The organism is Nocardia sp. NPDC050412 (assembly GCF_044458825.1).
Lineage (GTDB): Bacteria > Actinomycetota > Actinomycetes > Mycobacteriales > Mycobacteriaceae > Nocardia.
In genome coordinates this window covers 246658-265420 of sequence record NZ_JBITIJ010000006.1, presented here as the reverse complement: position 1 = coordinate 265420, position 18763 = coordinate 246658, and the positions used below count along the sequence as shown (strand labels likewise).

The following is an 18763-nucleotide window of genomic DNA, read 5'->3' as shown; positions in this document are numbered from 1 at the left end:
GCCGCATGGGCACGCGCGACCAGATCCTCGACGCCGCGGCGCAGATCATGCGCAACCGCGGCGTGGTGGAGGCCACGACCAAGGAGATCGCCAAGGCGGCGGGCTACTCCGAAGCCGCGCTCTACAAGCACTTCAGCGATAAAGAGGACCTGATTCTGAACGTCCTCCAACACCGTATGCCCGGCCCCGCCGCGACCCGACCCGAACCGGGATCCGCCACGGTCGAAGCCAATCTCGCCGCACTCGCCCGCGCCGCCCTGGCCTTCTATCAGCAATCCCTACCCCTGCTCGGCGGACTACTCGCACAACCCAAACGCATGGCGGCGCATCGCGATTCGATGCGTCGGCACGGCGCGGGCCCCGGCCACGCCATCGCCGGAATCGCCGCTTACCTGCGTGCCGAACAGCAACTCGGCCGAGTCGACCCCGAAGTCGACGTCGACACCGCAGCCGCACTCCTCGACGGCACCTGCTTCCACCAGGCCTTTCTGCGCTTCTACGAGGAGGGCCCGGATGCCACCCCCGCCCCGGACGAACTTGCCGAGGACCTGGCGCAGACGCTCGTACGTGGGCTCGGATCGTAGTGCCGCTCACCCTGCGGCCGCGGCGGTGAGATTTCGCACTCGGCGCGGTAAGTGGATGAGGGTTGTCGCAGCGCCGGGCTACCTTTACCTCTCCTAAGGATTTTTGGAGGTGTGATGCGGCGGGTGCAATACCAGCACAGCGGTGGCCCGGAGGTACTCGAGGTGGTGTCGGCCGATGTGCCGACGCCGGGCCCCGGGGAACTGCTGGTCCGGGTCGAGGCGGTTGGTGTGACGCTGCCGGTCGTTCGTAAGGTGCGTGAGCCGCGGGAGCCGATCGCGCTGGGCGGCGAGGTCGCGGGCGAGGTGGTCGCTGTTGGTGAGGGCGTGACCACATGTATGCCCGGCTACCGCGTCACCGGTCTGGTCTTCGGCCACGGCTATGCCGACTACGCGCTGCTATCCGCCGCGATGGCATCGCCGGTTCCCGACGGCGCCTCGGCCGTCGACGCGGTCGCGCTGGTCCGCAGCGGTTTGGTCGCACTCGGTGCGCTCGATGCCGCGAATGCCAAGCCGGAGGAGTCCGCCCTGATCACGGCCGCCGCCAGTGGTGTCGGGCATCTCGCCCTGCAGCTCGCGCGGGTGCGCGGGGCCGCACGAGTGGTGGCGGCGGTCTCCGACCTCGCCAAGACCGACTTCCTGCGCGGCCTCGGCGCCGACGAAGTCGTCGCGTACGACCAGGAATCATGGGGCGAACCCGTCGATTACGTCCTCGACGCTGTCGGGGGCGACCTTCTCACCCCGGCAATCGCGGCAGTGGCCCCAGGCGGCCGACTCGTCGCCTACAGCTCCGGCGGCGGCACCATCCAGGCCTACGACCTGCTAGTCGGCGCGAAATCGGTCATCGGCTTCCAAATGGCCCGCATCGCCCGCAACTCCCCGGATCGCTACGAACATTGGCGCCAAGAACTCTGGCAATACTTCGCCTCCGGCCTCCTGCGCCCGGTCGTCCACGCGGAATTCCCCTTGGCAGACGCCGCCGAGGCCCACGCCGTCATCGAGAACCGCTCGAACCTCGGCAAGGTCGTCCTGATTCCCTGACGAAGTCAGCGTGCGTCCGGGTGCGTCACGGGCGAGACCGTCACCAGATCCTCGAGTCCTACGAAGTCCGCCGGGTTGACGGTGTACAGCGCCAGTCCATGCGCGGACGCTATCGCGGCGATCATCAGATCGATCCGGCGCGGCTTCGGATTCCGCCCCGCTGCGAGCACCGCCGCGACGACATGGCCATAACGGCGTGCTACGCGCGTATCGAACGGCAGCGGCTCGAACAATGCCTCTGCGTTTTGGACTCGTTCGATTCGGCGGGCGCGCTCGCCGGGGTCGGTCGTGAAGTGCGGCCCTGCGGCGAGTTCGGCCATTGTGATCGAGCTGATGACAATTTCGGCAGGCAGTTCGTCTGGGTCGACGGCGTCGATGAGGATCAAGACATTGCTATCGACCAAGCCTCGCTCGCGGACGGTAGTCATGAATCGCTTCCGGGCGCGAATTCCCCACGGCGGTAGGCGCGGTCATAGGGGTCGTACAACGAGTCATCGACGAAGTCTTGGTCGTCGCTGCCCGACAGCCCTGCGAACGCGGCGATCGTCTCGTCACGAGGCACCGCCGTACGCCGCCGCGCGGGGCGGTGCGGCACCAGATCGGCAACCGCCGCGCCATCGACGGTGACGGTGTACGACTGTCCGGCTCGGACCTCGCGCAGAATTCGGCTGGCCTCGTTGCGGAGTTCACGCTGCGGGATCTCAGGCAGCTCGGCGGGTATGCCCATGTACCCACCATATCGGCAATGCCTACGGTCATGCTACGGATGCGCTACGGCAATGTGGGCGGCTCGCTCGGCCGCTGCCGAAGCTCTACTTCTTGCCGCGTAGACTCTCTCTCTCGTGAGTCTCACCCTCGGAATCGTCGGCCTGCCCAACGTCGGAAAGTCGACGCTGTTCAATGCGCTGACCAAGAACGACGTGCTTGCCGCGAACTATCCGTTCGCGACCATCGAGCCGAACGTCGGGGTGGTTGCGCTGCCCGACCCGCGACTGGACAAGCTGGCCGAGATCTTCGGCTCCCAGCGCATCCTGCCCGCCACGGTGTCGTTCGTCGACATCGCGGGCATCGTGAAGGGCGCTTCCGAGGGCGCCGGACTCGGCAACAAATTCCTTGCCAACATCCGTGAAGCCGATGCCATCTGCCAGGTGGTGCGAGTCTTCGCCGACGATGATGTGGTGCACGTCGACGGGCGCGTCGATCCGCTCGCCGATATCGAGGTGATCGAAACCGAGCTGATCATCGCCGATATGCAGACGCTGGAAAAGGCGATCCCGCGGCTGGAGAAGGAAGCCAAGGTCAAAAAGGACCGCAAGCCGCTGCTCGACGCGGCCAAGGCCGCCCAGGAAGTTCTCGACAGCGGCAAAACCCTCTTCTCCGCCCGCGCCCAACTGGATGGCGAACTGCTGAAAGAACTTTCGCTGCTCACCACCAAGCCGTTCCTCTACGTGTTCAACGCCGACGAGTCCGTGCTCACCGACGAGGCCAAGGTCGCCGAACTGAAAGCCGCTGTCGCACCGGCGGATTCGGTCTTCCTCGATGCCAAAGTGGAAGCCGAACTCCTCGAACTCGACGACGAATCCGCCCTGGAACTGCTCGAATCCATCGGCCAATCCGAGCCCGGCCTGCACGCCTTGGCCCGCACCGGCTTCCACACCCTGGGCCTGCAGACTTACCTCACCGCAGGTCCAAAAGAGGCCCGCGCCTGGACAATCCACCAAGGCGACACCGCCCCCAAGGCCGCCGGCGTAATCCACACCGACTTCGAACGAGGCTTCATCAAGGCCGAAGTAGTCGCCTACGACGACCTCATCGCCGCCGGCTCCATGGCCGCCGCCAAGGCCGCAGGCAGGGTCCGCATGGAAGGTAAGGACTACGTCATGACCGACGGCGACGTAGTCGAGTTCCGTTTCAACGTATAGCGTTTCAGCTTCTGTGAAGAAGTAGGGCGGCGCGTGTATCGCTGCTGCTGGTAGAGACTCTGCTGAGCCCCCATCCGGTGTCGGGGTGGGGGCTCAGTCGTTTTCTCTGGCACCGCACGCTGGGCGGTTCGGTCGTCGCGGTATGCGGCTACGAGCGGACGTTGGGTAGAAACCCGGCCGGACGCCCGACGGCGTCTCACCCGACACTTCCGAACATTTGCGCTCAGAGCTGTAGCGACTGGGTGCCGAGGACGGCGGCGAGCGCCAGGCGGTCGGCGTCCTCGGTGCCGGGCTCGGCGGTGTAGACGCTGATACGCAGGTCGTCCAAGGCAACGAGCAGTGTGTCGCAGTCGAGGGCGATCCGACCGACCGCCGGGTGGTCGATGGTCTTGCGCCGGGATGGGGCGGCCAGGGACGGCGGGGCTTCGACTTCCCAGAGTTCGGCGAACCGCGCGCTACCGCCGGCCAGGTCGGCGACCAGGCGCCGCAGCGCGCGGTCGGCGGGGTAGCGCGACGCGGTCAGGCGCAGGTCGGCCACGAGCCGGGCTTCGTGTTCGGCCTGTTCGCGCGGGGTGTGCACGACCCGCGAGGGCAGCCGGGTGAGGTTGCGCCAGACGGCGTTGCGTTCCAGCCCGCGCCAGGTGGTCGTGTCGCCCATGAGCGCGTGGTACGGCGCATTGGCAAGCACGAGCGTCCAAGTGGCGTCGTAGACCACCACCGGCGTGTGCGACAGCCGGTCGAGCAGCCGCTGCACACTGGGGGTGACCCGCGACGGCACGACGTCCGGGCCGGGCGCGGCGTACCCGGCCAGCCGGTATAGCAGGTCACGTTCGGTGTCGGCCAGGCGCAGCGCGCGGGCCAGCGACTCCACGACCTGCGTCGACGGCGCGGTCGCGCGTCCCTGCTCGAGGCGGGTCAGGTAGTCGGCCGAGATGCCGGCGAGCGCGGCCAGTTCTTCGCGGCGCAACCCGTTGGCCCGGCGCCGCCGGCCTGCCGAGACACCGACGGCCTCGGGTGCCACCCGGTCGCGCCAGCGACGCACCGTCCGGCCGAACTCCCACGCTTCCACGCGGTCCATTCTGGACGAGTCTGCACCGGTTGTCCTGGTCCTGACGGTCCTACGAAAACCGGACGACTGGCTGCGACCCGCTCGCGCTCGCAGGCTGGAGCCATGACCGAACCCGGAACCGTCCTCATCACCGGCCCCACGCGCAACCTGGGCCGCCACGCCGTGCTGGCCATGGCCGACCGCCCGGACGGGCAGCGACCCGACCTGCTGCTCGTCGGCCGCGCCGGGCGTGACCTGACCGCGGTCGCCGACGAGGCTCGTGCCCTTGGGGCGCGCGTCCACGAGATCGGCTGCGACCTGGCGAGCCTGGCGGAGGTCCGTGCCGCCGCGGCTACCGCTCACGGCCTCCTCGCCCACGGTGCCGTCCGTCCGCTGCGCGCGCTGGTTGCCAACGCCGGCACCATGTCGGCCGACACCCGGCGGGTCTCGGCCGACGGCTACGAGCTGACTTTCGCCGTCAACCACCTCGCCCACGCACAGCTCATCGGCGACCTGCTCATCTCGTTCACCGCCCCGGCGCGGGTCGTGCTGGTCGGCTCGAACACCTACCACGCCAACTTCTGGCGCAAGCTGCTACACGTGGCCGAGGCCGAGTGGACCGACCCCGTCGAGCTCGCCCGCCCGGCCGGTGGTGAGCGAACCCCGGGCATGGAGGCCTCCGGCATCGCCTACTCCAACGCCAAGCTCGCGATCCTCTATTACGCCCACGAGTTGCAGCGTCAGGCCGGCCCGGGGATCAACGTGTCCGTGTTCGAGCCGGGCTGGATGCCCGGCACCGCGCTGGGTCGCGGCGCCCCCGCGGCGTTCCAGGCGATGAGCCGCGCCCTGGGGCGGATTCCCGGGGTCTCGACGCCGCAGCGCTCGGGGCCGCTGCTGGCCGCGATGGCCCTCGACAAGCGGTGGGCACACCTGCGTGACGGCGCGTTCGTCGTGAAGACCAAGCTGACCGAGGTTCAGCCAGTGGCCCACGACCGCGGCCGGGAGCGGCGCCTGTGGGAGGCGACCGCCGAGCTGTTGGAACGCGCAGGCACGTCGCCTACCCCGGACACAAAGATATGACCGGCGAGCCCGACACACGATCAGCGGCATAGAAAGACGTTCTGTGCGTCAGTTGCCCCCTTGAACTCGGCGGAAGAGGATGTGTTGGGGCGCAGTCGGTTTCGCTGTCGGCCGCGCCCATGCTGGCCGGTTCGGTCAGCGCGGTATGCGGTTACGAGGGTGTGTTGACCACCGATAGAATCGGTCCGGGACGATACCGGCCTTATCCGCTGCCGATGCCTAGAACTCGCAGTACATGACGTGCGGGCTGACTCTCCCCAGCGTGGGGTGGCGAAACGCATCAGGCACGGTTCCCGTGATCTCGAACCCCAGACGCTGGTAGAGGTCAACCGCCCGGTGGTTGCGCTCTGCCACCGCGTTGAACTGTATGCCTGCGAACCGGTGTTCCTTCGCCCGCCCGATCACAAATCGGCACAAGGCGGCCGAGGAACCACGGTGTCGCAGCGGTGTCGGCTAGAGACGTATCGCGGTGCGGACGAGGTCGGCGACGGCTTTGGATCTGCTGTGTGGTGGCCAGGCGATGACGGTCGTGACCGCTGGTGCGTCCGGCACCGGCACGATCGCGTGATCGTCGCGTAGCTGGGTTCGGACCGACTCGGGCATGATTGCGCAGGTTCGTCCGAGCGCGATCAGTTGGGCCAGTTGGGTGTGGTTGCGAACCTGCGGGCCAGGGCCGTCGGGATAGCTCCCGTCCCGTCGGGGCCAGCGCGGCAGGGGCAGATCCGTCAGGGCAGAGACCTCGGCTAACGACATGTGGGGCCGGTAGGCGAGGGGGTGGCCCGCGGGCAGGACCAAGACCTGCTGTTCGGTGTGCAGATCCTCGGTGTCGAATCCTGCGGTCGTGTCGAAGGGCCGGTGGAGCAGGGCGACGTCGGCACGGCCGTCGCGCAGCAGTCCCTCCTGCTCGCCGGGCCCACACAGCATCACCTCGACGGTGACAGCGCCCGGTTCGGCAGCGTAGGCGTCCAGCAGCTTCGATAGCAGTTCGCTGGACGCTCCGGCCTTCGTGGCCAGCACCACACCGGGCCGATCGGCGGCGCGGCGGGTGCGCCGCTCCGCGGCTTCGACCGCGTCGAGCGCGGCGCGGGCCTCCCGCAAAAGCACCGACCCGGCCTCGGTCAGGGCGATTGAGCGAGTGGTGCGGTGCAGCAGAACCACGCCAAGCCGCCGCTCGAGCTGTTGGATCGCCCGTGATAGCGGTGGTTGCGCCATGGCGAGTCGCTGTGCCGCTCGCCCGAAATGCAACTCCTCCGCGACGGCGACGAAGTATCGCAACTCCCGCGTCTCCACCATGTCATCGTATCCGGCGCTCACCGCCACCAATACCCGTGCGGTATGAGCGGCCACCCAGCTGGTGTTGGACGCACCACCCGAGACCGAACCAGGATCGACGGTATGAGTGAACAGACAATCGCGCTGGTGACCGGTGCGAACAAGGGAATCGGATACGAGATCGCGGCGGGTCTAGGCGCCCTCGGCTGGCGAATCGGTGTGGGCGCGCGCGATGGACAACGCCGCGACACGGCGGTGGAGAAATTACGCGCGGCTGGGACCGATGCATTCGGCGTTCCGCTCGATGTGACCGACGACGCGAGCGTGGCCGCCGCGGCCGATCTGATCGCCGACCGCGCCGGGGGGCTCGACGTCCTGGTCAACAACGCCGCGATCACCGGCGGCATGCCACAGGAACCCACCTTGGTCGATCCCGCGACCGTGCGAGCTGCCGTGGAAACCAACGTGATCGGGGTCATCCGTGTCACCAACGCGATGCTGCCCATGTTGCGCGGTTCGGCAGCACCGAGGATCGTGAACATGTCCAGCAGCGTCGGCTCTCTCACGCTGCAGACCACGCCCGGCACCGTCACGGGCCCGATTTGCGCTGCGTACGCGGCATCGAAGACCTTCCTGAACGCAGTCACCGTCCAATACGTCAAGGAACTGGGCGACACCAACATCCTGATCAACGCCGGCTGCCCCGGTTTCACCGCCACCGACCTCAACGGCTTCCGCGGCGTCCGAACCCCCCAACAGGGCGCGGCGATCGCGATTCACCTCGCCACCTTGCCCGACGACGGACCGACCGGCGGATTCTTTTCCGACGCTGGAACAGTGCCCTGGTGACAGACTCACAGGAGGACCCCGTGCCACTGCGAGTGAACCCCGCATACCGCACGTCCGGGTTCACCTCACCAACCGCCCCAGGTTTTCGGCGAGGGCGGCGGCGAGTCCGATCTCGTGGGCGATGATGTGATCGGCATGCCATTCGGAGTCGGCTCCGTACATGATCACGTCGTCGCTTTCCCGGGCAATCCACAGGCCACTTCCGGTGCCGCATCCGTTGCCCGAGAGTGCGCCGATGTCGATCGGGCACAACGTGATCGGCCGTCCCCGGTACTCTGCCACCCGCGCGATGTATTCCGTTATGTCCCATGGGTGGGGGATCGGTACCAGGCGACCCAGCTCCTCGAATCGCGCGGCGAGATCCTCCATTACGCCTTCCCTCGTTGATCACGTCACCCATGCCGATATTGCGGTGAGCGTAGTCGCCTACGGAGCATTGCCGCGGAAGTGGCCTGTCGCGCAAGCATTCTGGCCACCGCACCGAACGAGGATGCAGCTGGCGCGAATACGGAGCATCGAGGCTGCGCGGCTGCGCCCGGTGCAGCGCCATCATGCTGGGGCTGCGGGCGGCCATTCCTGCGGCTCGACATTTGCCGGCTTCACCGCGACGTCCTGATCCCAGTCGAATTCCGGGCCGATAGCGTTCACCCTGCCTGGCATTGCTCGATTGTGACCGACTTCGGCACTGCGCCGCACAGTAGGGGGTCAGTCGTGCGCGGTGCGGGGTTGGAGTATGACGACCGGGATTTCGCGTTCGGTCCATGCTTGGTAGGTGTCGAAGTCGGCGTAGGCGTCGACCAGCTTCGGCCATAGGCGCGCGCGTTGGTCCGAGTCGGCGGTTACTGCGCGCACAGCATGGCGTTCGCGGCCGATCTGGATGTGGGTCTCGGGGGCGGCACAAAGGTTGTGGTACCACTGCGGGTGTTTGGCGAGGCCGCCCTGGGACGCGACGATAACCGTGTCGGCGCGATCGGTGATGTAGAGCAGCGGCGTGGTGTATGTGCTCCCGGATTTCCGGCCTCGATGTTCGAGCAGCAGAGTCGGGACCGGCTTGCGGAATCCGGCACCGATGCGCCATTTTCCGCCGACGCGTCCACCGGTGCGTTGGTAGACCCAAACTTGGGCTTTACCTGTGTATTTGAAGATCTTCGGCAATACGGGGGAGTCGAGTTGTTTGGGGCGTGGAGGGGTCATAGTTTTCCTTCGATCCGGCTGAGGTAGCTTGACAATACATCTAGTCCTATGTGTATGGTCAAGCGATCGCGATGACCTCGGCGCGTCCGCGGCGCGGAACTTCGCACTTACCTCAGCACCCGGGGTGCCCCAGCACTCAGCTCCGCGGGGTAGCGCGGTAGTCAGTTGACGCCGAGCGGTGGCCGGTGCAGGACGAGTTCGGTGGTGTGGGTCCGGTACGCGGCGGGAGCGTCGTCCCGGTCGGCGACCAACCCGACACCGACGGCGGACCCCGCCGCGCCGACTCCGACCACGGTCTTACGACCGACTGAATTTTTGGAGCATGGGATATGTGCGGTGGCGTTCGTATGTGTGAGCGATTGGGAGTGCCGGAGTAGGATCGACCTGGTCGGGGACGGATTTTGTTCGATGCGAAATGTCGAGGATCGGACGGTCTGAATTGTAGAGTGCGTGCGCGATCCGTCATGGTTCGGAGGATTGATCATGTTTCGTATTTCGCTATTTATTGCTGCTGCAGCTGCGGTGCTGTTTCCGGTGAGTGCGCAGGCTGATCCGGATGATCCTGGGATGCCTTGTGGGGATCAGATGGTCATGAATACGCATCGGGAGTGCGTTCAGATCGGCAGCTTTTGTACGTTGTCGGATGGGATGATCATCGGGAATATTGGGCCCGACGGGCGGTGCGTGATTCCCGGTACGAATATTTGATTGTAAATCCGCTGTTGCACCTGATTCGAGTCAGGTGCAGGGGGTTTCGTGTCGGTGCGGGCGAAAGGTGATGGGGTCAGCGGCCTCTGGGGTATTTGGTTACTACGGTGCCGTCGGTGTTGGCGGCTAGGTAGGCGCCGCCGTAGTCGTCGGTCAGGTAGACCATGACGGTTGGCTGGTCGTTGTTGAAGGTCCAGGCTGGGTCGACGATTACGTAGCGCAGGGTGGGGGTGGGTATACCGAGGCTTTCGTCGGCGGTCCGGAATAGGTCGGGGAGGATGTCCCAGTTGATCGAGCTCAGCTTTACGGTGGCCTTGTCCGAGAGCGGGCCGCCCGCGCCCTTTCGGGTGGCTGTTCCGTCGCGATAGACGAACAGGTCGTAGAGGTCGGGTTTGTTTTTGACCGGTGCGCCGACGTTGGCATAGGTCGGATAGAACGTTGCTTCGTTGAATTCTTGGCTGCCGGAGACCTTTTCGAGCGCGGCTATGGCCTGCCGGATGCCGGTCGGGGTCAGGAGGTCGACGGCTTTGCCGGTTACGGGTGCTCCGGACGTCGGGAATGCGGCTCGGCTTGTGGCGGGGAATTCACCGGTCGTGGGGGGATTGCTCGGATTGGCCTGGTTGCCGGTCGAATCGGGGCGCAGGACCACTATCGTGATCGTGGCGACGACGGCAACGATGACTGCGGCGGCCGCGAAGCCGGCGACGATCCCGCGTGAGAGTGGTTTGCGTGCAGGGGGATTCGTGAAGCCATGGGGGTACGTGGCGGGTGCCATGCCGCTGGGGCCGTGCAACTCGTCAACTGAGCCGGGCGAATTGAAGGCACCGGGGGCATTGCCCGCGCCTCGCGAATTGAATCCGCCCGGTGCATAGGGTGTGTCGGCCGCTCCGCGTGCGCTGAATGCGCCTGATGCGTTGCCCGCGTCTGGCGTGCTGAATCCGCCAGGCGTGTTGGGCGCGCTTGGCGTTTCGGATCCGCCGCGCGCATTTCCCGCACCGGGGGTGTCGAATGCGCTGGGAGTGCTGAAGCCGCCAGGGCCATAGGCTGGTGGGCTGACGGCGGCATGGGCCGCGCCTAGGGGGTTGGATCCGGCCGGCGCGCCGGCCGCACTCTGCCCGCCAAACCCACTCTGCCCGGCAAAAGCCTGCGGGCCACTGCCCGCCCCCGGTCCATCAATAGCCCCTGGACCCCTGCCTGCATCGGGTTCACCAAGAACTCCCGGCCCACTCCTCGCACCCGCCCCACCGAACACCCCCGGCGCACCGCCGAACCCAATCGCCTGCGCAAGCATCAGATCCACCTGCTCGGCACTCGGCCGACGATCCGGATCAGGCACCAACAGTGCCGTCAAAACCGCGGTCAACACCCCAGCCCGCTGCGGCGGCGGCACCTCCCCTCTGATGACGGCAGCAAGTGTGGCCACTGTGGACTCCCGCCGCATCGGGTGAAACCCCTCCACCGCGAAGTACAGCAGCAAACCGAACGACCAAAGGTCGGAGGCGGTGTGTCCCTCCTGGCCGCTGAGCCGTTCCGGCGCAACATAATCCAGCGAGCCGACCACGCTGCCGGTGGAGGTCAAACCGTTCATGCCGTTGATGGCGGCGATACCGAAATCGGTCAGGACCGGTGAACCGTCTTCGCGCAGTAGCACATTCGCGGGTTTGATGTCGCGGTGCAGTACACCGACTTGATGTGCGGCACGGAGGGCGGCGAGGATGCCACGGCCGAGGAGCACCGCTTGCAACGGCGGCATCGGCCCACCTGCCAGGTGATCGGCGAGACTTTGTCCGCGAACCAGTTCCATGACGATCCACGGATGTGCGACTTCGGGCGAATCCACGATGTGGTGGATGGCGACGACATTCGGATGACCGATCCGGGCCAGCGCCCTGGCCTCCCGCAACACCCGCTCGCGGTGCACGCCGGGCGAGCCTGCGCCATCCGTCTCAGCCCGCACTTCTTTGAGCGCGACCTCGCGATGCAGCGCGAGGTCATATGCGCGCCACACCGTCCCCATACCGCCGCTGCCGAGCGGCTCGAGCAACTCGAAACGCCCGTCGACCACTGCACGCTCGGAAATCACGGCGCAAGCCTATGGTATTGCCGCGCCCATGCGACATAGGTGTTTCACATCCATCATCCAGTGGAGATGAGACGGTCCAGTCCGGCGAGGATGTTGTCGCGCAGATTGGGCCAGGCGGTGTCGCGCGCCCGGGCTGACGCCCGCGATTTCGGCAACGCCGCGGGGAACCGCGCTACTTCCCGCTGCCGACCAACTGGTCGAAGAAGGCGCGGTAGCTGCGCAGCGCCAGTCGCAGATCCTCGGTGTCGCCGTCCTCCTCGCGCGACCACAGCCGTTCCAGCGACTGCTTGCGCTCGGCCAGTGTGGCGGACAACTGCTGAACCGTCGCCATGACCAGATCGTCGGCCTGCGTCACCGCATCGTGGGGGTTGTCCACGAAACTGCCCTGCACCTGCCGCCATGCGGTGCGCAAGCGCTCAACATCGGCAGCATCGATGAGCGGCTGATCGCCGATCTCCTGTGGCCCTGTGGCAGCGCTCCCGCCTGCTGCCGCGCGTTGGTCTGCCGCTGTGCGTTGCTCTGCGGCCGTGCTCCTGCCCGCGGCTTCGCTCCTGCCCGCGGCTTCGCGCTGGTCTGTGGCCGCGTCTGTGCCTGCCGCGGTGCTCCCACCCGCGCCCGTGTGCTGGTCTGTGGTGGTGCCCCTGTCTGTGGCGGTGCCCTCACCTGTGGCCGTGCGCTCGTTCGTGGCCGCGCTTTCGCCCGCCGGCGTGCGCTCGCTTGCGGCCGCGCCCTCACCCGCCGCCGCGCCCTTGCCCTCAGCCCCGCTGACCGCCGAGGTATCGCCGCCCCCACTCGCCTCAGCTTCCGATATCGGTGCCGGCCCATACGACGCAGCCGAATCGGTCTCGGTGCCGGTCCGTGTCGCGGTAGGCGAAACCCCCTCCGGTACTTCGGCTTCCAGATTCCGCCGCCGCTCCTGCTCCGTGCTCATCGCTTTGCATCCTTCCTGTCCTCCGGCGCGCCGCCGAGCAGGTCCTCGAACAACTCGCGGTACTGCACCACCGCGAAACGCATGTCCTCGGTGGAGATTCGGGTATCGGAGCGCCGGACCGCGATCTCGTGTGCGGCGCGATAGTGGCCCACCGTCGCCGCGTGCTCGACGGACAGATCGGCCAGTTGCTGGTCATACCCTTCGGTGGGATAGCCGCGCTCGGCCATGATGTCGGCGACAAGCACATCGGCCGCCGTTACCGCATCCGCCGGAGCGTCGACGAAGCGTTCCTGCATCTGCGCCCACTCGGTGCGATACCGCTGTTTTTCCTGCTCGGACAGCTCCCGTATATCGAGTTCGGCGTGGCGCCGCTCCCGTCCGCTCAGCTCACGGTCAGTGGCCTTACGGCTGTCCAGCTCTTGCATGGTCCGGTCGTATTCGGGCCCGAACTTCTTGCGCAGTCGCCTTTGCCGCAGCATCGGCCAAGCCGCGACCATCAACCCGGCCGCGACCAGCACCACCACCACGACGACCACTATTGCTATTACTGCAGAAGACACCCGATCCTCCTAGCCCAGACGGTCGTGTCGTCCACGTAATGCCTCGCCAGCGGCCATCCAAACCTCAGGAACGCACGTCAACTGGCTCTGGAGCGGGCAGTGGTGCTTCGCTGCGAGTGTTCAGCCAGGCACCGATGAACATGAGTGCGGCGCCGAGCGTCTGCGTCGGTGAGATGGACTCCCCGAGCAACATCCACGCACAGCTGAGGCCGAAGGCGGGCACCAAAAACATGGCCGCGGAGGCGGTCGCCGGACCGATCTGACTCACCGCGCGGTAGTAGAGGACATATGCGAGGGCGGTGGGCAGCGCACCCAGATAGGCCTGATTGAGCCAGAATCCGAAGTCCAGCTCCGACCACCGAACGTCGGAGAGTTCGGGAGCGGCGATGAGTCCGAGCGCGAGTGTGCCCGCGGCGGTGGCGTACACGGTGACGGTCGGGGCGGACAACCGAGACAACAGTGGCGCTCCGAGCATCGTGTAACCAGCCCAGCAGGCCGCCGCCGCGAGGAAGACGAGATCGCCGAGCAGTCGATGGGAGCCGGTCTCGGGGATGCCGAGAATGAACACGCCCGCGCCGGCAACGGCCACGGTCAGCCCGACCATTCGGATGCGCGACAACCGAGTGCGGCCGAGCAATGCCGTCACGGCGACCGTGAAAATAGGTGCCGCCATCGGAACAATCACGCTGCCGTCCGCGGCGGGAGCCAGGGCAAGCCCGAGAAAGAACAGAAAGTTGTAGCCGAATACGCCGACCAGCCCGATCCCTGCCGCGCGAGCGGCATCCGGGGCGGGTAGCCGCGGCGCCCGCAGCACGATGAGCAGCACAACCGTGCCGATCAGGAACCGCAGAAATCCGGCGACCGCGTGCGGCACCTCGTTCACCGCAAGTTTCGAGGAGGCGAACGCACTGCCCCACAACGCCATGACCAGTATCAATAGCAATCGGATACGCACAGCTCGATCATCGGCGGGGGTCGCGCCCGAGTATTGAACGCTGGTGCGGCGACAATGGACAGGTGACCGAGCGTGAATGGGTCGACTACCGGCGAATGGCGGACCGCTCGGTTGAGGTCATGCACGCGCATTTCGAACGGCACGTCTACGACCTGCACAGTCACGAGACGTATTCGTTCGGACTGACCGAATTCGGCGCACAGACCTTCGACTGCCGCGGCGCCACGCGCACCAGTGCCGCGGGCATGGTGATGGCATTCAATCCGGACGAGCCACACGACGGCCACAGCACGACCGAACTCGGATTCACCTACTGGATCGCGCATATCGGATCGGAGTTGATCACCGATCTGCTTTCCGACCGTGCGGGCCGCCCGATCGGTCTGCCATTGTTCGCCGACCCGGTGCTCCGCGATCCGGTGCTTTTATCGGCGCTGCGCAAGCTTTGTGCGAGTCTGATCGGCCCCGCGACCGAACTCGCCGCCGACGAGGCATTGGCCGCCTCGGTCGCGGCACTGGTGCAGCGCGGCACCCGAACGCCGACGAGAACCGCTGTGGTGCAGGCCAGTTCGGTAGCCGATATCGCGCGACGGGTCCGCGCCGTGCTGCACGATCGCCATCTCGATCCCATCTCCATGGACGATCTGGCCGAGGCCGCCGAATGCAGCAGATTCGCGCTGTATCGCGCCTTCCGCGCCAATTACGGTCTGGCGCCGAGCGATTACCAACGGCTGCTGCGCCTACGCACGGCTCGCAGATTGATCGTCGCGGGGCGACCGATCAGTCAGGCGGCGATCGAAGCCGGATTCGCCGATCAAGCTCATCTGACCCGCTGGTTCCGGCGCTGCTACGGCATTACCCCCGGCGTGTATTTCGAAGCGGGTCAGGGCTCGACGGGTTCGAGCGTCGCACCGGTGAATGTCACGAAATCCGGTCCCTCGGTGAAACTTTCGGAATCTTCCTCACCGATGTAGAGGTCCAGATGCCGTGGGCCGCCGAGTCCCGGCGTGAATTCGTCGCCGATCGTCCAAGTCGCGGCAGTGAATTTGCCGCATACGCTCTCGGGCCCCGCTGCTCCACAACCGGTGAGCCGCAACCGAGTTCCCGGTTCGATGCCATCTGCCGCGGCACTCTCGAAGGGATGCAGCGCCTCGCCTCGGGTGTCCCTCGGTTCGGTGTCGAGCCAGAAACCGACATCGTAGGACCAATTCAGGTATTGACCCGCGTGCTCGCCGCTGGTGATCCGGCCGGTGCCCTCATCGCGCACCACATCGACGAAATCCTCTGGTAGCGAGCCGATTTCAACACTGGCATCGGTACATTCGAGATCGCTACAGCCGCGCACGGTTTCGAGTGGGCCGGAGTGATAGGACTCGACGGCGGTGTAGTACACCGTCACCGTCCAGCCGTTCCATTCATCGGCCTCGGTATCGAGTCCGCAGCCGACGGCGAGCGGCGACGTCACGAACAGCGACGCCGCGACCACCCCGTACCCGAACCTCACCGCAGCGATATTGCCCGACGTCGCGGGCGCCGCGCCACTCGCCCTAGTGGGCGGCGGGCGGGCGCGGCCACGGGTTCTCTTCGAGATGCTCTATCGACATATTGAACCGGGAGATGAGCCCGCTCATTTGCGTGATGTCGGCGGCGGTCCAGTCGGCGACGACCGCGCCGATGCCCTCCTGACTCTGCTCGCGATCGGCGGCCACCAATTCCAGGCCCTTGGCGCTGGCGCGGATCTTGCGGGCAATACCGCCGTCCGGATCGGGAACGCGCTCGACCAGTCCCTGCTTCAGCATCGCGGCGACCTGCCGGTTGATGGTGGAGATATCGAGCTGGAAGGCCTCCGACAGCTCGCGCAGGCTCAGGGGAGCGTCCATTTCCAGTCTGGTGAGGATCAAATACGCCGATCGGTCGAGCTGGAATCCGGGCCGGCGCAGCAGCGAGGCCGGGAAGTGTCGGGAGAGTAGGGTCAGCTCGAAGACGAGGCGGGTGAGCGCATCGTCATCCTCGGGACCTGATTCGGACATGGCCCACACTATGTCGGCTGAATCACGCCGATTGCAAATTGTGCACGATACATAAGATATGTACCGTACATATTCATGTCTGTTGCCGCCGACGTGTCTTCGACCGTCACCGAGGACGACGCTGCGCGCCGCCCCACATCCGGTCTGCTCATCGCGACCCTCGGCATGGTCGGTGTCGTCGTCTCGCTGATGCAGACGCTGGTCATTCCGATCATTCCCACCCTGCCGACGCTGCTGGACACCTCGGCGTCCAATGCGTCCTGGGTGATCACCGCGACCCTGCTGGCCGGTGCCGTGGCAACCCCGATCAGTGGCCGACTCGGCGATATGTTCGGCAAACGCCGGGTGCTGTTCGCCAATCTGGTGTTGCTGGTCGCCGGCTCGGTGGTGTGCGCGCTGTTCTCCTCGCTGGTTCCCGAAATCATCGGGCGCTCGCTGCAGGGCGCGGCGGTCGGCGCGATCCCGCTCGGCATCAGCATCATGCGTGACGAATTGCCCGCCGAGAAGGTGGGTTCCGCGATGGCGATCATGAGTGCCACGCTCGGTGTCGGTGGTGCGCTCGGTCTGCCGCTGGCGGCGGCGATCGCGCAGAATGCGGACTGGCACATGCTGTTCTGGACCGCGGGCGGGCTCGGTGTCGTCTGTGCCGCACTGGTTTTCGTCTTTGTACCGGAGTCTCCGGTGCGCACGCCCGCTCGTTTCGATTTCGGTGGTGCGGTCGGTCTGTCGATTGCATTGTTGGCCTTGCTGATTCCGATTACCAAGGGCGCGGACTGGGGCTGGGGCAGTGCGAGCACGCTCGGCCTGTTCGCACTGTCGGTAGTGGTATTCCTCATCTGGGGCTTCTTCGAACTGAAGCAGCGCTCGCCGCTGGTCGACCTGCGGGTTTCGGCGCGGCCGCGGGTGCTGTTCACCAACTTCGCTTCCATCGCGGTCGGATTCGCGCTCTACGGCATGTCGCTGACCTTCCCGCAGCTGATGATGGCGCCGGAACAGACCGGATACGGGTTCGGGCTGTCCATGGTCAATGCCGGATTGGCGCTGGCCCCAACGGGATTCGTCATGATTCTGCTGTCGCCGGTCTCGGCGCGGCTGTCGGCGGCCCGCGGCCCGAAGGTCACGCTGGCGCTCGGTTCGGCGGTGATCGCGGTCGGTTATCTGTGTGCCGTGGTGTTGATGAACAGCGTCTGGGAGCTCATGATCGCGGCGATGATCGTCGCGGGTGGTGTCGGTCTGGCCTATGCCGCGATGCCCGCGCTGATCATGGGCGCGGTGCCGCTCACCGAGACCGCCGCGGCCAACGGCCTCAATTCGCTGATGCGCTCGATCGGCACCTCGACCTCGGCGGCGGTGATGAGCGTCGTGCTCGCCCATATGACGATGCAACTCGGCCCGCACGTGCTGCCCTCGCGCGACGGCTTCCACACCACATTCCTGATCGCCACGGCCGCGGCCCTGGTCGCCATCGTGCTCACGCTGGTGATTCCGATGCGCAAGGCAGCCGATGCCGCCGACAAGGCCGGGCACGCCTGATCATTCGAACGACGACGGGGCCGATCCGCAATGGCGAGGATCGGCCCCGTCGTCGTTCGATGGCCGGATCGAGCACCTGACCGGCCACGCATTCGGGCCGTTGAATGGCCACCTGGGTGACGAGCCGGCCGCCGAGGCGGATCAGTCGATCGGCACCAGCGTGTACATCCACCACGGCCGCCGCGAGAATTCGGACATGAAGACGTTCAAGATCATTCGGCGCGGTTCGCGGCGTGCCGGATCGCGCACGTGGATCCATGGCCGGGCGATATCAGCCGGTGCCACATCGGTGAGCCACAGTTGCTCCCACTCCGGCGCCGACCGGCAGGCAGAGATGATCTTGTCCAACCGCTCCTGCGGCACCAGGCCCGGTGCCATCATCCGCAGCGCGTACACCATCAGATGCGCTTCCTTGTGCCACTCGTGCACGGCTTGTCTGGCGTCCGGATTCAGCATCGTCCACTCGAGGATATTGTCGCCGGGCTCGAGCCCGGGAAATAGCCGCAGATAAGCGGAGTTCGCCGCGACCAGATCGAAGGTAGGCACGATCTGGAACCAGGCGGGCTGGGCGATGCTGCGCAAAGTGCGCAGATCGGTGGGCAGCGGCACGCTCGGCACGGGACCGTAGGTATCCGGAAACTGGCTCGCCTGCGTGAGGCTCACGATGTGGTCGCGGAAGAACACCGGTACACCCAGCGCATCGAACAACCGGCCCAGCGTTGCCGAGGTGGGCGCGACCACGCCCTGTTCGAAATCCTCGATCACCGACTGCGGGAATCCGGTGGCCACGGCCATCGCGGCGTGCGTGAGCCCGGCTGCTGCACGGCGCTCGCGCAGATAGCGGGCGATCGAAGGGCGGGTGTCCGCCATGGTGATATGCCTCCTGATTCCCTCGGGATCAAGAGCTGATCCACCGTTCACGTACCCGCTACAACCTAACTTCGACCGAAAAGCCTTGCCGCGACGTTGGATAACG

General features: G+C 66.3%; 23 protein-coding genes. 8 read left to right on the top strand and 15 right to left on the bottom strand.

Features of this window, described 5'->3' with window-relative positions:
- Nucleotides 1-5 precede the first annotated feature (5 nt).
- Entirely contained in the window at nt 6-584 is a 579-nt protein-coding gene (locus tag ACIBI6_RS18955; RefSeq protein WP_364357948.1) for a TetR/AcrR family transcriptional regulator, read from the top strand.
- 114 nt (nt 585-698) lie between these two features.
- Nucleotides 699-1622 (top strand): zinc-binding dehydrogenase, encoded by a 924-nt coding sequence (locus ACIBI6_RS18950; RefSeq protein ID WP_364357945.1) that lies wholly within the window; start codon nt 699-701, stop codon nt 1620-1622.
- A gap of 5 nt (nt 1623-1627) precedes the next feature.
- Here the strand turns inward: ACIBI6_RS18950 and ACIBI6_RS18945 are convergent, their stop codons facing one another.
- Nucleotides 1628-2050, bottom strand: a complete 423-nt coding sequence (locus ACIBI6_RS18945; RefSeq protein ID WP_396957227.1) for a type II toxin-antitoxin system VapC family toxin — start codon at nt 2048-2050, stop codon at nt 1628-1630.
- Nucleotides 2047-2349, bottom strand: a complete 303-nt coding sequence (locus tag ACIBI6_RS18940) for a type II toxin-antitoxin system prevent-host-death family antitoxin (protein WP_364357939.1) — start codon at nt 2347-2349, stop codon at nt 2047-2049. Before ACIBI6_RS18940 ends, ACIBI6_RS18945 begins: the two co-directional genes overlap by 4 nt.
- A gap of 115 nt (nt 2350-2464) precedes the next feature.
- Between ACIBI6_RS18940 and ychF the strand changes: the two genes are divergently transcribed.
- Nucleotides 2465-3544, top strand: coding sequence for a redox-regulated ATPase YchF (gene ychF / locus ACIBI6_RS18935; protein ID WP_396957226.1), 1080 nt, complete (start codon nt 2465-2467; stop codon nt 3542-3544).
- A gap of 223 nt (nt 3545-3767) precedes the next feature.
- Here ychF and ACIBI6_RS18930 read toward each other — a convergent pair whose 3' ends face one another.
- A complete protein-coding gene (locus ACIBI6_RS18930) occupies nt 3768-4622 on the bottom strand; it encodes a helix-turn-helix transcriptional regulator (protein ID WP_396957225.1) in 855 nt (284 codons plus the stop codon).
- A gap of 93 nt (nt 4623-4715) precedes the next feature.
- On the opposite strand from ACIBI6_RS18930, the gene ACIBI6_RS18925 reads away from it, so the two are divergent.
- Complete coding sequence (locus ACIBI6_RS18925) at nt 4716-5672, top strand: SDR family NAD(P)-dependent oxidoreductase (protein WP_364357929.1); 957 nt, start codon at nt 4716-4718, stop codon at nt 5670-5672.
- A gap of 219 nt (nt 5673-5891) precedes the next feature.
- Here ACIBI6_RS18925 and ACIBI6_RS18920 read toward each other — a convergent pair whose 3' ends face one another.
- Entirely contained in the window at nt 5892-6116 is a 225-nt protein-coding gene (locus ACIBI6_RS18920) for a GNAT family N-acetyltransferase (protein WP_396957356.1), read from the bottom strand.
- Between the two features lie 9 nt (nt 6117-6125).
- Nucleotides 6126-7019, bottom strand: coding sequence for a LysR family transcriptional regulator (locus tag ACIBI6_RS18915; protein ID WP_364357927.1), 894 nt, complete (start codon nt 7017-7019; stop codon nt 6126-6128).
- Between the two features lie 48 nt (nt 7020-7067).
- Between ACIBI6_RS18915 and ACIBI6_RS18910 the strand changes: the two genes are divergently transcribed.
- The gene (locus ACIBI6_RS18910; RefSeq protein WP_396957224.1) at nt 7068-7793 is read left to right on the top strand and encodes an SDR family NAD(P)-dependent oxidoreductase; all 726 of its coding nucleotides are present in this window, start codon (nt 7068-7070) and stop codon (nt 7791-7793) included.
- Between the two features lie 60 nt (nt 7794-7853).
- On the opposite strand, the gene ACIBI6_RS18905 is transcribed toward ACIBI6_RS18910, so the two are convergent.
- The 3 genes from ACIBI6_RS18905 to ACIBI6_RS18895 form a co-directional block, all read right to left on the bottom strand.
- Nucleotides 7854-8162, bottom strand: a complete 309-nt coding sequence (locus ACIBI6_RS18905; RefSeq protein ID WP_396957223.1) for a hypothetical protein — start codon at nt 8160-8162, stop codon at nt 7854-7856.
- A 336-nt stretch (nt 8163-8498) separates the two neighbouring features.
- Nucleotides 8499-8987 (bottom strand): nitroreductase family deazaflavin-dependent oxidoreductase, encoded by a 489-nt coding sequence (locus ACIBI6_RS18900; protein ID WP_364344550.1) that lies wholly within the window; start codon nt 8985-8987, stop codon nt 8499-8501.
- 161 nt (nt 8988-9148) lie between these two features.
- A complete protein-coding gene (locus tag ACIBI6_RS18895) occupies nt 9149-9280 on the bottom strand; it encodes a hypothetical protein (RefSeq protein WP_396957222.1) in 132 nt (43 codons plus the stop codon).
- Nucleotides 9281-9470: 190 nt separating this feature from the next.
- Between ACIBI6_RS18895 and ACIBI6_RS18890 the strand changes: the two genes are divergently transcribed.
- Nucleotides 9471-9695 (top strand): hypothetical protein, encoded by a 225-nt coding sequence (locus tag ACIBI6_RS18890; RefSeq protein WP_364344544.1) that lies wholly within the window; start codon nt 9471-9473, stop codon nt 9693-9695.
- A 76-nt stretch (nt 9696-9771) separates the two neighbouring features.
- On the opposite strand, the gene ACIBI6_RS18885 is transcribed toward ACIBI6_RS18890, so the two are convergent.
- The 4 genes from ACIBI6_RS18885 to ACIBI6_RS18870 form a co-directional block, all read right to left on the bottom strand.
- The gene (locus tag ACIBI6_RS18885; RefSeq protein WP_396957221.1) at nt 9772-11778 is read right to left on the bottom strand and encodes a protein kinase; all 2007 of its coding nucleotides are present in this window, start codon (nt 11776-11778) and stop codon (nt 9772-9774) included.
- A 172-nt stretch (nt 11779-11950) separates the two neighbouring features.
- Complete coding sequence (locus ACIBI6_RS18880; RefSeq protein WP_396957220.1) at nt 11951-12709, bottom strand: hypothetical protein; 759 nt, start codon at nt 12707-12709, stop codon at nt 11951-11953.
- Entirely contained in the window at nt 12706-13269 is a 564-nt protein-coding gene (locus ACIBI6_RS18875; RefSeq protein WP_396957219.1) for a hypothetical protein, read from the bottom strand. Before ACIBI6_RS18875 ends, ACIBI6_RS18880 begins: the two co-directional genes overlap by 4 nt.
- Before the next feature lie 64 nt (nt 13270-13333).
- On the bottom strand, nt 13334-14224 hold the full coding sequence (locus ACIBI6_RS18870; RefSeq protein WP_396957218.1) for a DMT family transporter: 891 nt from the start codon (nt 14222-14224) through the stop codon (nt 13334-13336).
- 62 nt (nt 14225-14286) lie between these two features.
- On the opposite strand from ACIBI6_RS18870, the gene ACIBI6_RS18865 reads away from it, so the two are divergent.
- The gene (locus tag ACIBI6_RS18865) at nt 14287-15198 is read left to right on the top strand and encodes an AraC family transcriptional regulator (protein ID WP_396957217.1); all 912 of its coding nucleotides are present in this window, start codon (nt 14287-14289) and stop codon (nt 15196-15198) included.
- On the opposite strand, the gene ACIBI6_RS18860 is transcribed toward ACIBI6_RS18865, so the two are convergent.
- Together ACIBI6_RS18860 and ACIBI6_RS18855 are read right to left on the bottom strand one after the other, a co-directional pair.
- The gene (locus tag ACIBI6_RS18860) at nt 15108-15728 is read right to left on the bottom strand and encodes a hypothetical protein (protein ID WP_364344526.1); all 621 of its coding nucleotides are present in this window, start codon (nt 15726-15728) and stop codon (nt 15108-15110) included. The two genes, ACIBI6_RS18865 and ACIBI6_RS18860, sit on opposite strands and share 91 nt — an antisense overlap.
- Nucleotides 15729-15771: 43 nt before the next feature.
- Nucleotides 15772-16254, bottom strand: a complete 483-nt coding sequence (locus tag ACIBI6_RS18855; protein WP_396957216.1) for a MarR family winged helix-turn-helix transcriptional regulator — start codon at nt 16252-16254, stop codon at nt 15772-15774.
- Between the two features lie 75 nt (nt 16255-16329).
- Between ACIBI6_RS18855 and ACIBI6_RS18850 the strand changes: the two genes are divergently transcribed.
- Nucleotides 16330-17787 carry an MFS transporter gene (locus ACIBI6_RS18850; RefSeq protein ID WP_396957215.1) on the top strand — a complete coding sequence of 486 codons (1458 nt, stop codon included), beginning with the start codon at nt 16330-16332 and terminating at the stop codon, nt 17785-17787.
- A gap of 141 nt (nt 17788-17928) precedes the next feature.
- On the opposite strand, the gene ACIBI6_RS18845 is transcribed toward ACIBI6_RS18850, so the two are convergent.
- A complete protein-coding gene (locus ACIBI6_RS18845; RefSeq protein ID WP_396957214.1) occupies nt 17929-18657 on the bottom strand; it encodes a helix-turn-helix domain-containing protein in 729 nt (242 codons plus the stop codon).
- Between the last annotated feature and the right edge of the window lie 106 nt (nt 18658-18763).

Excerpts from the sequence above, each read along its gene's own strand:
- ACIBI6_RS18955 (WP_364357948.1), top strand. The coding sequence starts at position 6 with ATGGGCACGCGCGACCAGATCCTCGACGCCGCGGCGCAGATCATGCGC.
- ACIBI6_RS18950 (WP_364357945.1), top strand. The coding sequence starts at position 699 with ATGCGGCGGGTGCAATACCAGCACAGCGGTGGCCCGGAGGTACTCGAG.
- ACIBI6_RS18945 (WP_396957227.1), bottom strand. The coding sequence starts at position 2,050 with ATGACTACCGTCCGCGAGCGAGGCTTGGTCGATAGCAATGTCTTGATC.
- ACIBI6_RS18940 (WP_364357939.1), bottom strand. The coding sequence starts at position 2,349 with ATGGGCATACCCGCCGAGCTGCCTGAGATCCCGCAGCGTGAACTCCGC.
- ACIBI6_RS18930 (WP_396957225.1), bottom strand. The coding sequence starts at position 4,622 with ATGGACCGCGTGGAAGCGTGGGAGTTCGGCCGGACGGTGCGTCGCTGG.
- ACIBI6_RS18925 (WP_364357929.1), top strand. The coding sequence starts at position 4,716 with ATGACCGAACCCGGAACCGTCCTCATCACCGGCCCCACGCGCAACCTG.
- ACIBI6_RS18910 (WP_396957224.1), top strand. The coding sequence starts at position 7,068 with ATGAGTGAACAGACAATCGCGCTGGTGACCGGTGCGAACAAGGGAATC.
- ACIBI6_RS18905 (WP_396957223.1), bottom strand. The coding sequence starts at position 8,162 with ATGGAGGATCTCGCCGCGCGATTCGAGGAGCTGGGTCGCCTGGTACCG.
- ACIBI6_RS18900 (WP_364344550.1), bottom strand. The coding sequence starts at position 8,987 with ATGACCCCTCCACGCCCCAAACAACTCGACTCCCCCGTATTGCCGAAG.
- ACIBI6_RS18890 (WP_364344544.1), top strand. The coding sequence starts at position 9,471 with ATGTTTCGTATTTCGCTATTTATTGCTGCTGCAGCTGCGGTGCTGTTT.
- ACIBI6_RS18880 (WP_396957220.1), bottom strand. The coding sequence starts at position 12,709 with ATGAGCACGGAGCAGGAGCGGCGGCGGAATCTGGAAGCCGAAGTACCG.
- ACIBI6_RS18855 (WP_396957216.1), bottom strand. The coding sequence starts at position 16,254 with ATGTCCGAATCAGGTCCCGAGGATGACGATGCGCTCACCCGCCTCGTC.
- ACIBI6_RS18850 (WP_396957215.1), top strand. The coding sequence starts at position 16,330 with ATGTCTGTTGCCGCCGACGTGTCTTCGACCGTCACCGAGGACGACGCT.
- ACIBI6_RS18845 (WP_396957214.1), bottom strand. The coding sequence starts at position 18,657 with ATGGCGGACACCCGCCCTTCGATCGCCCGCTATCTGCGCGAGCGCCGT.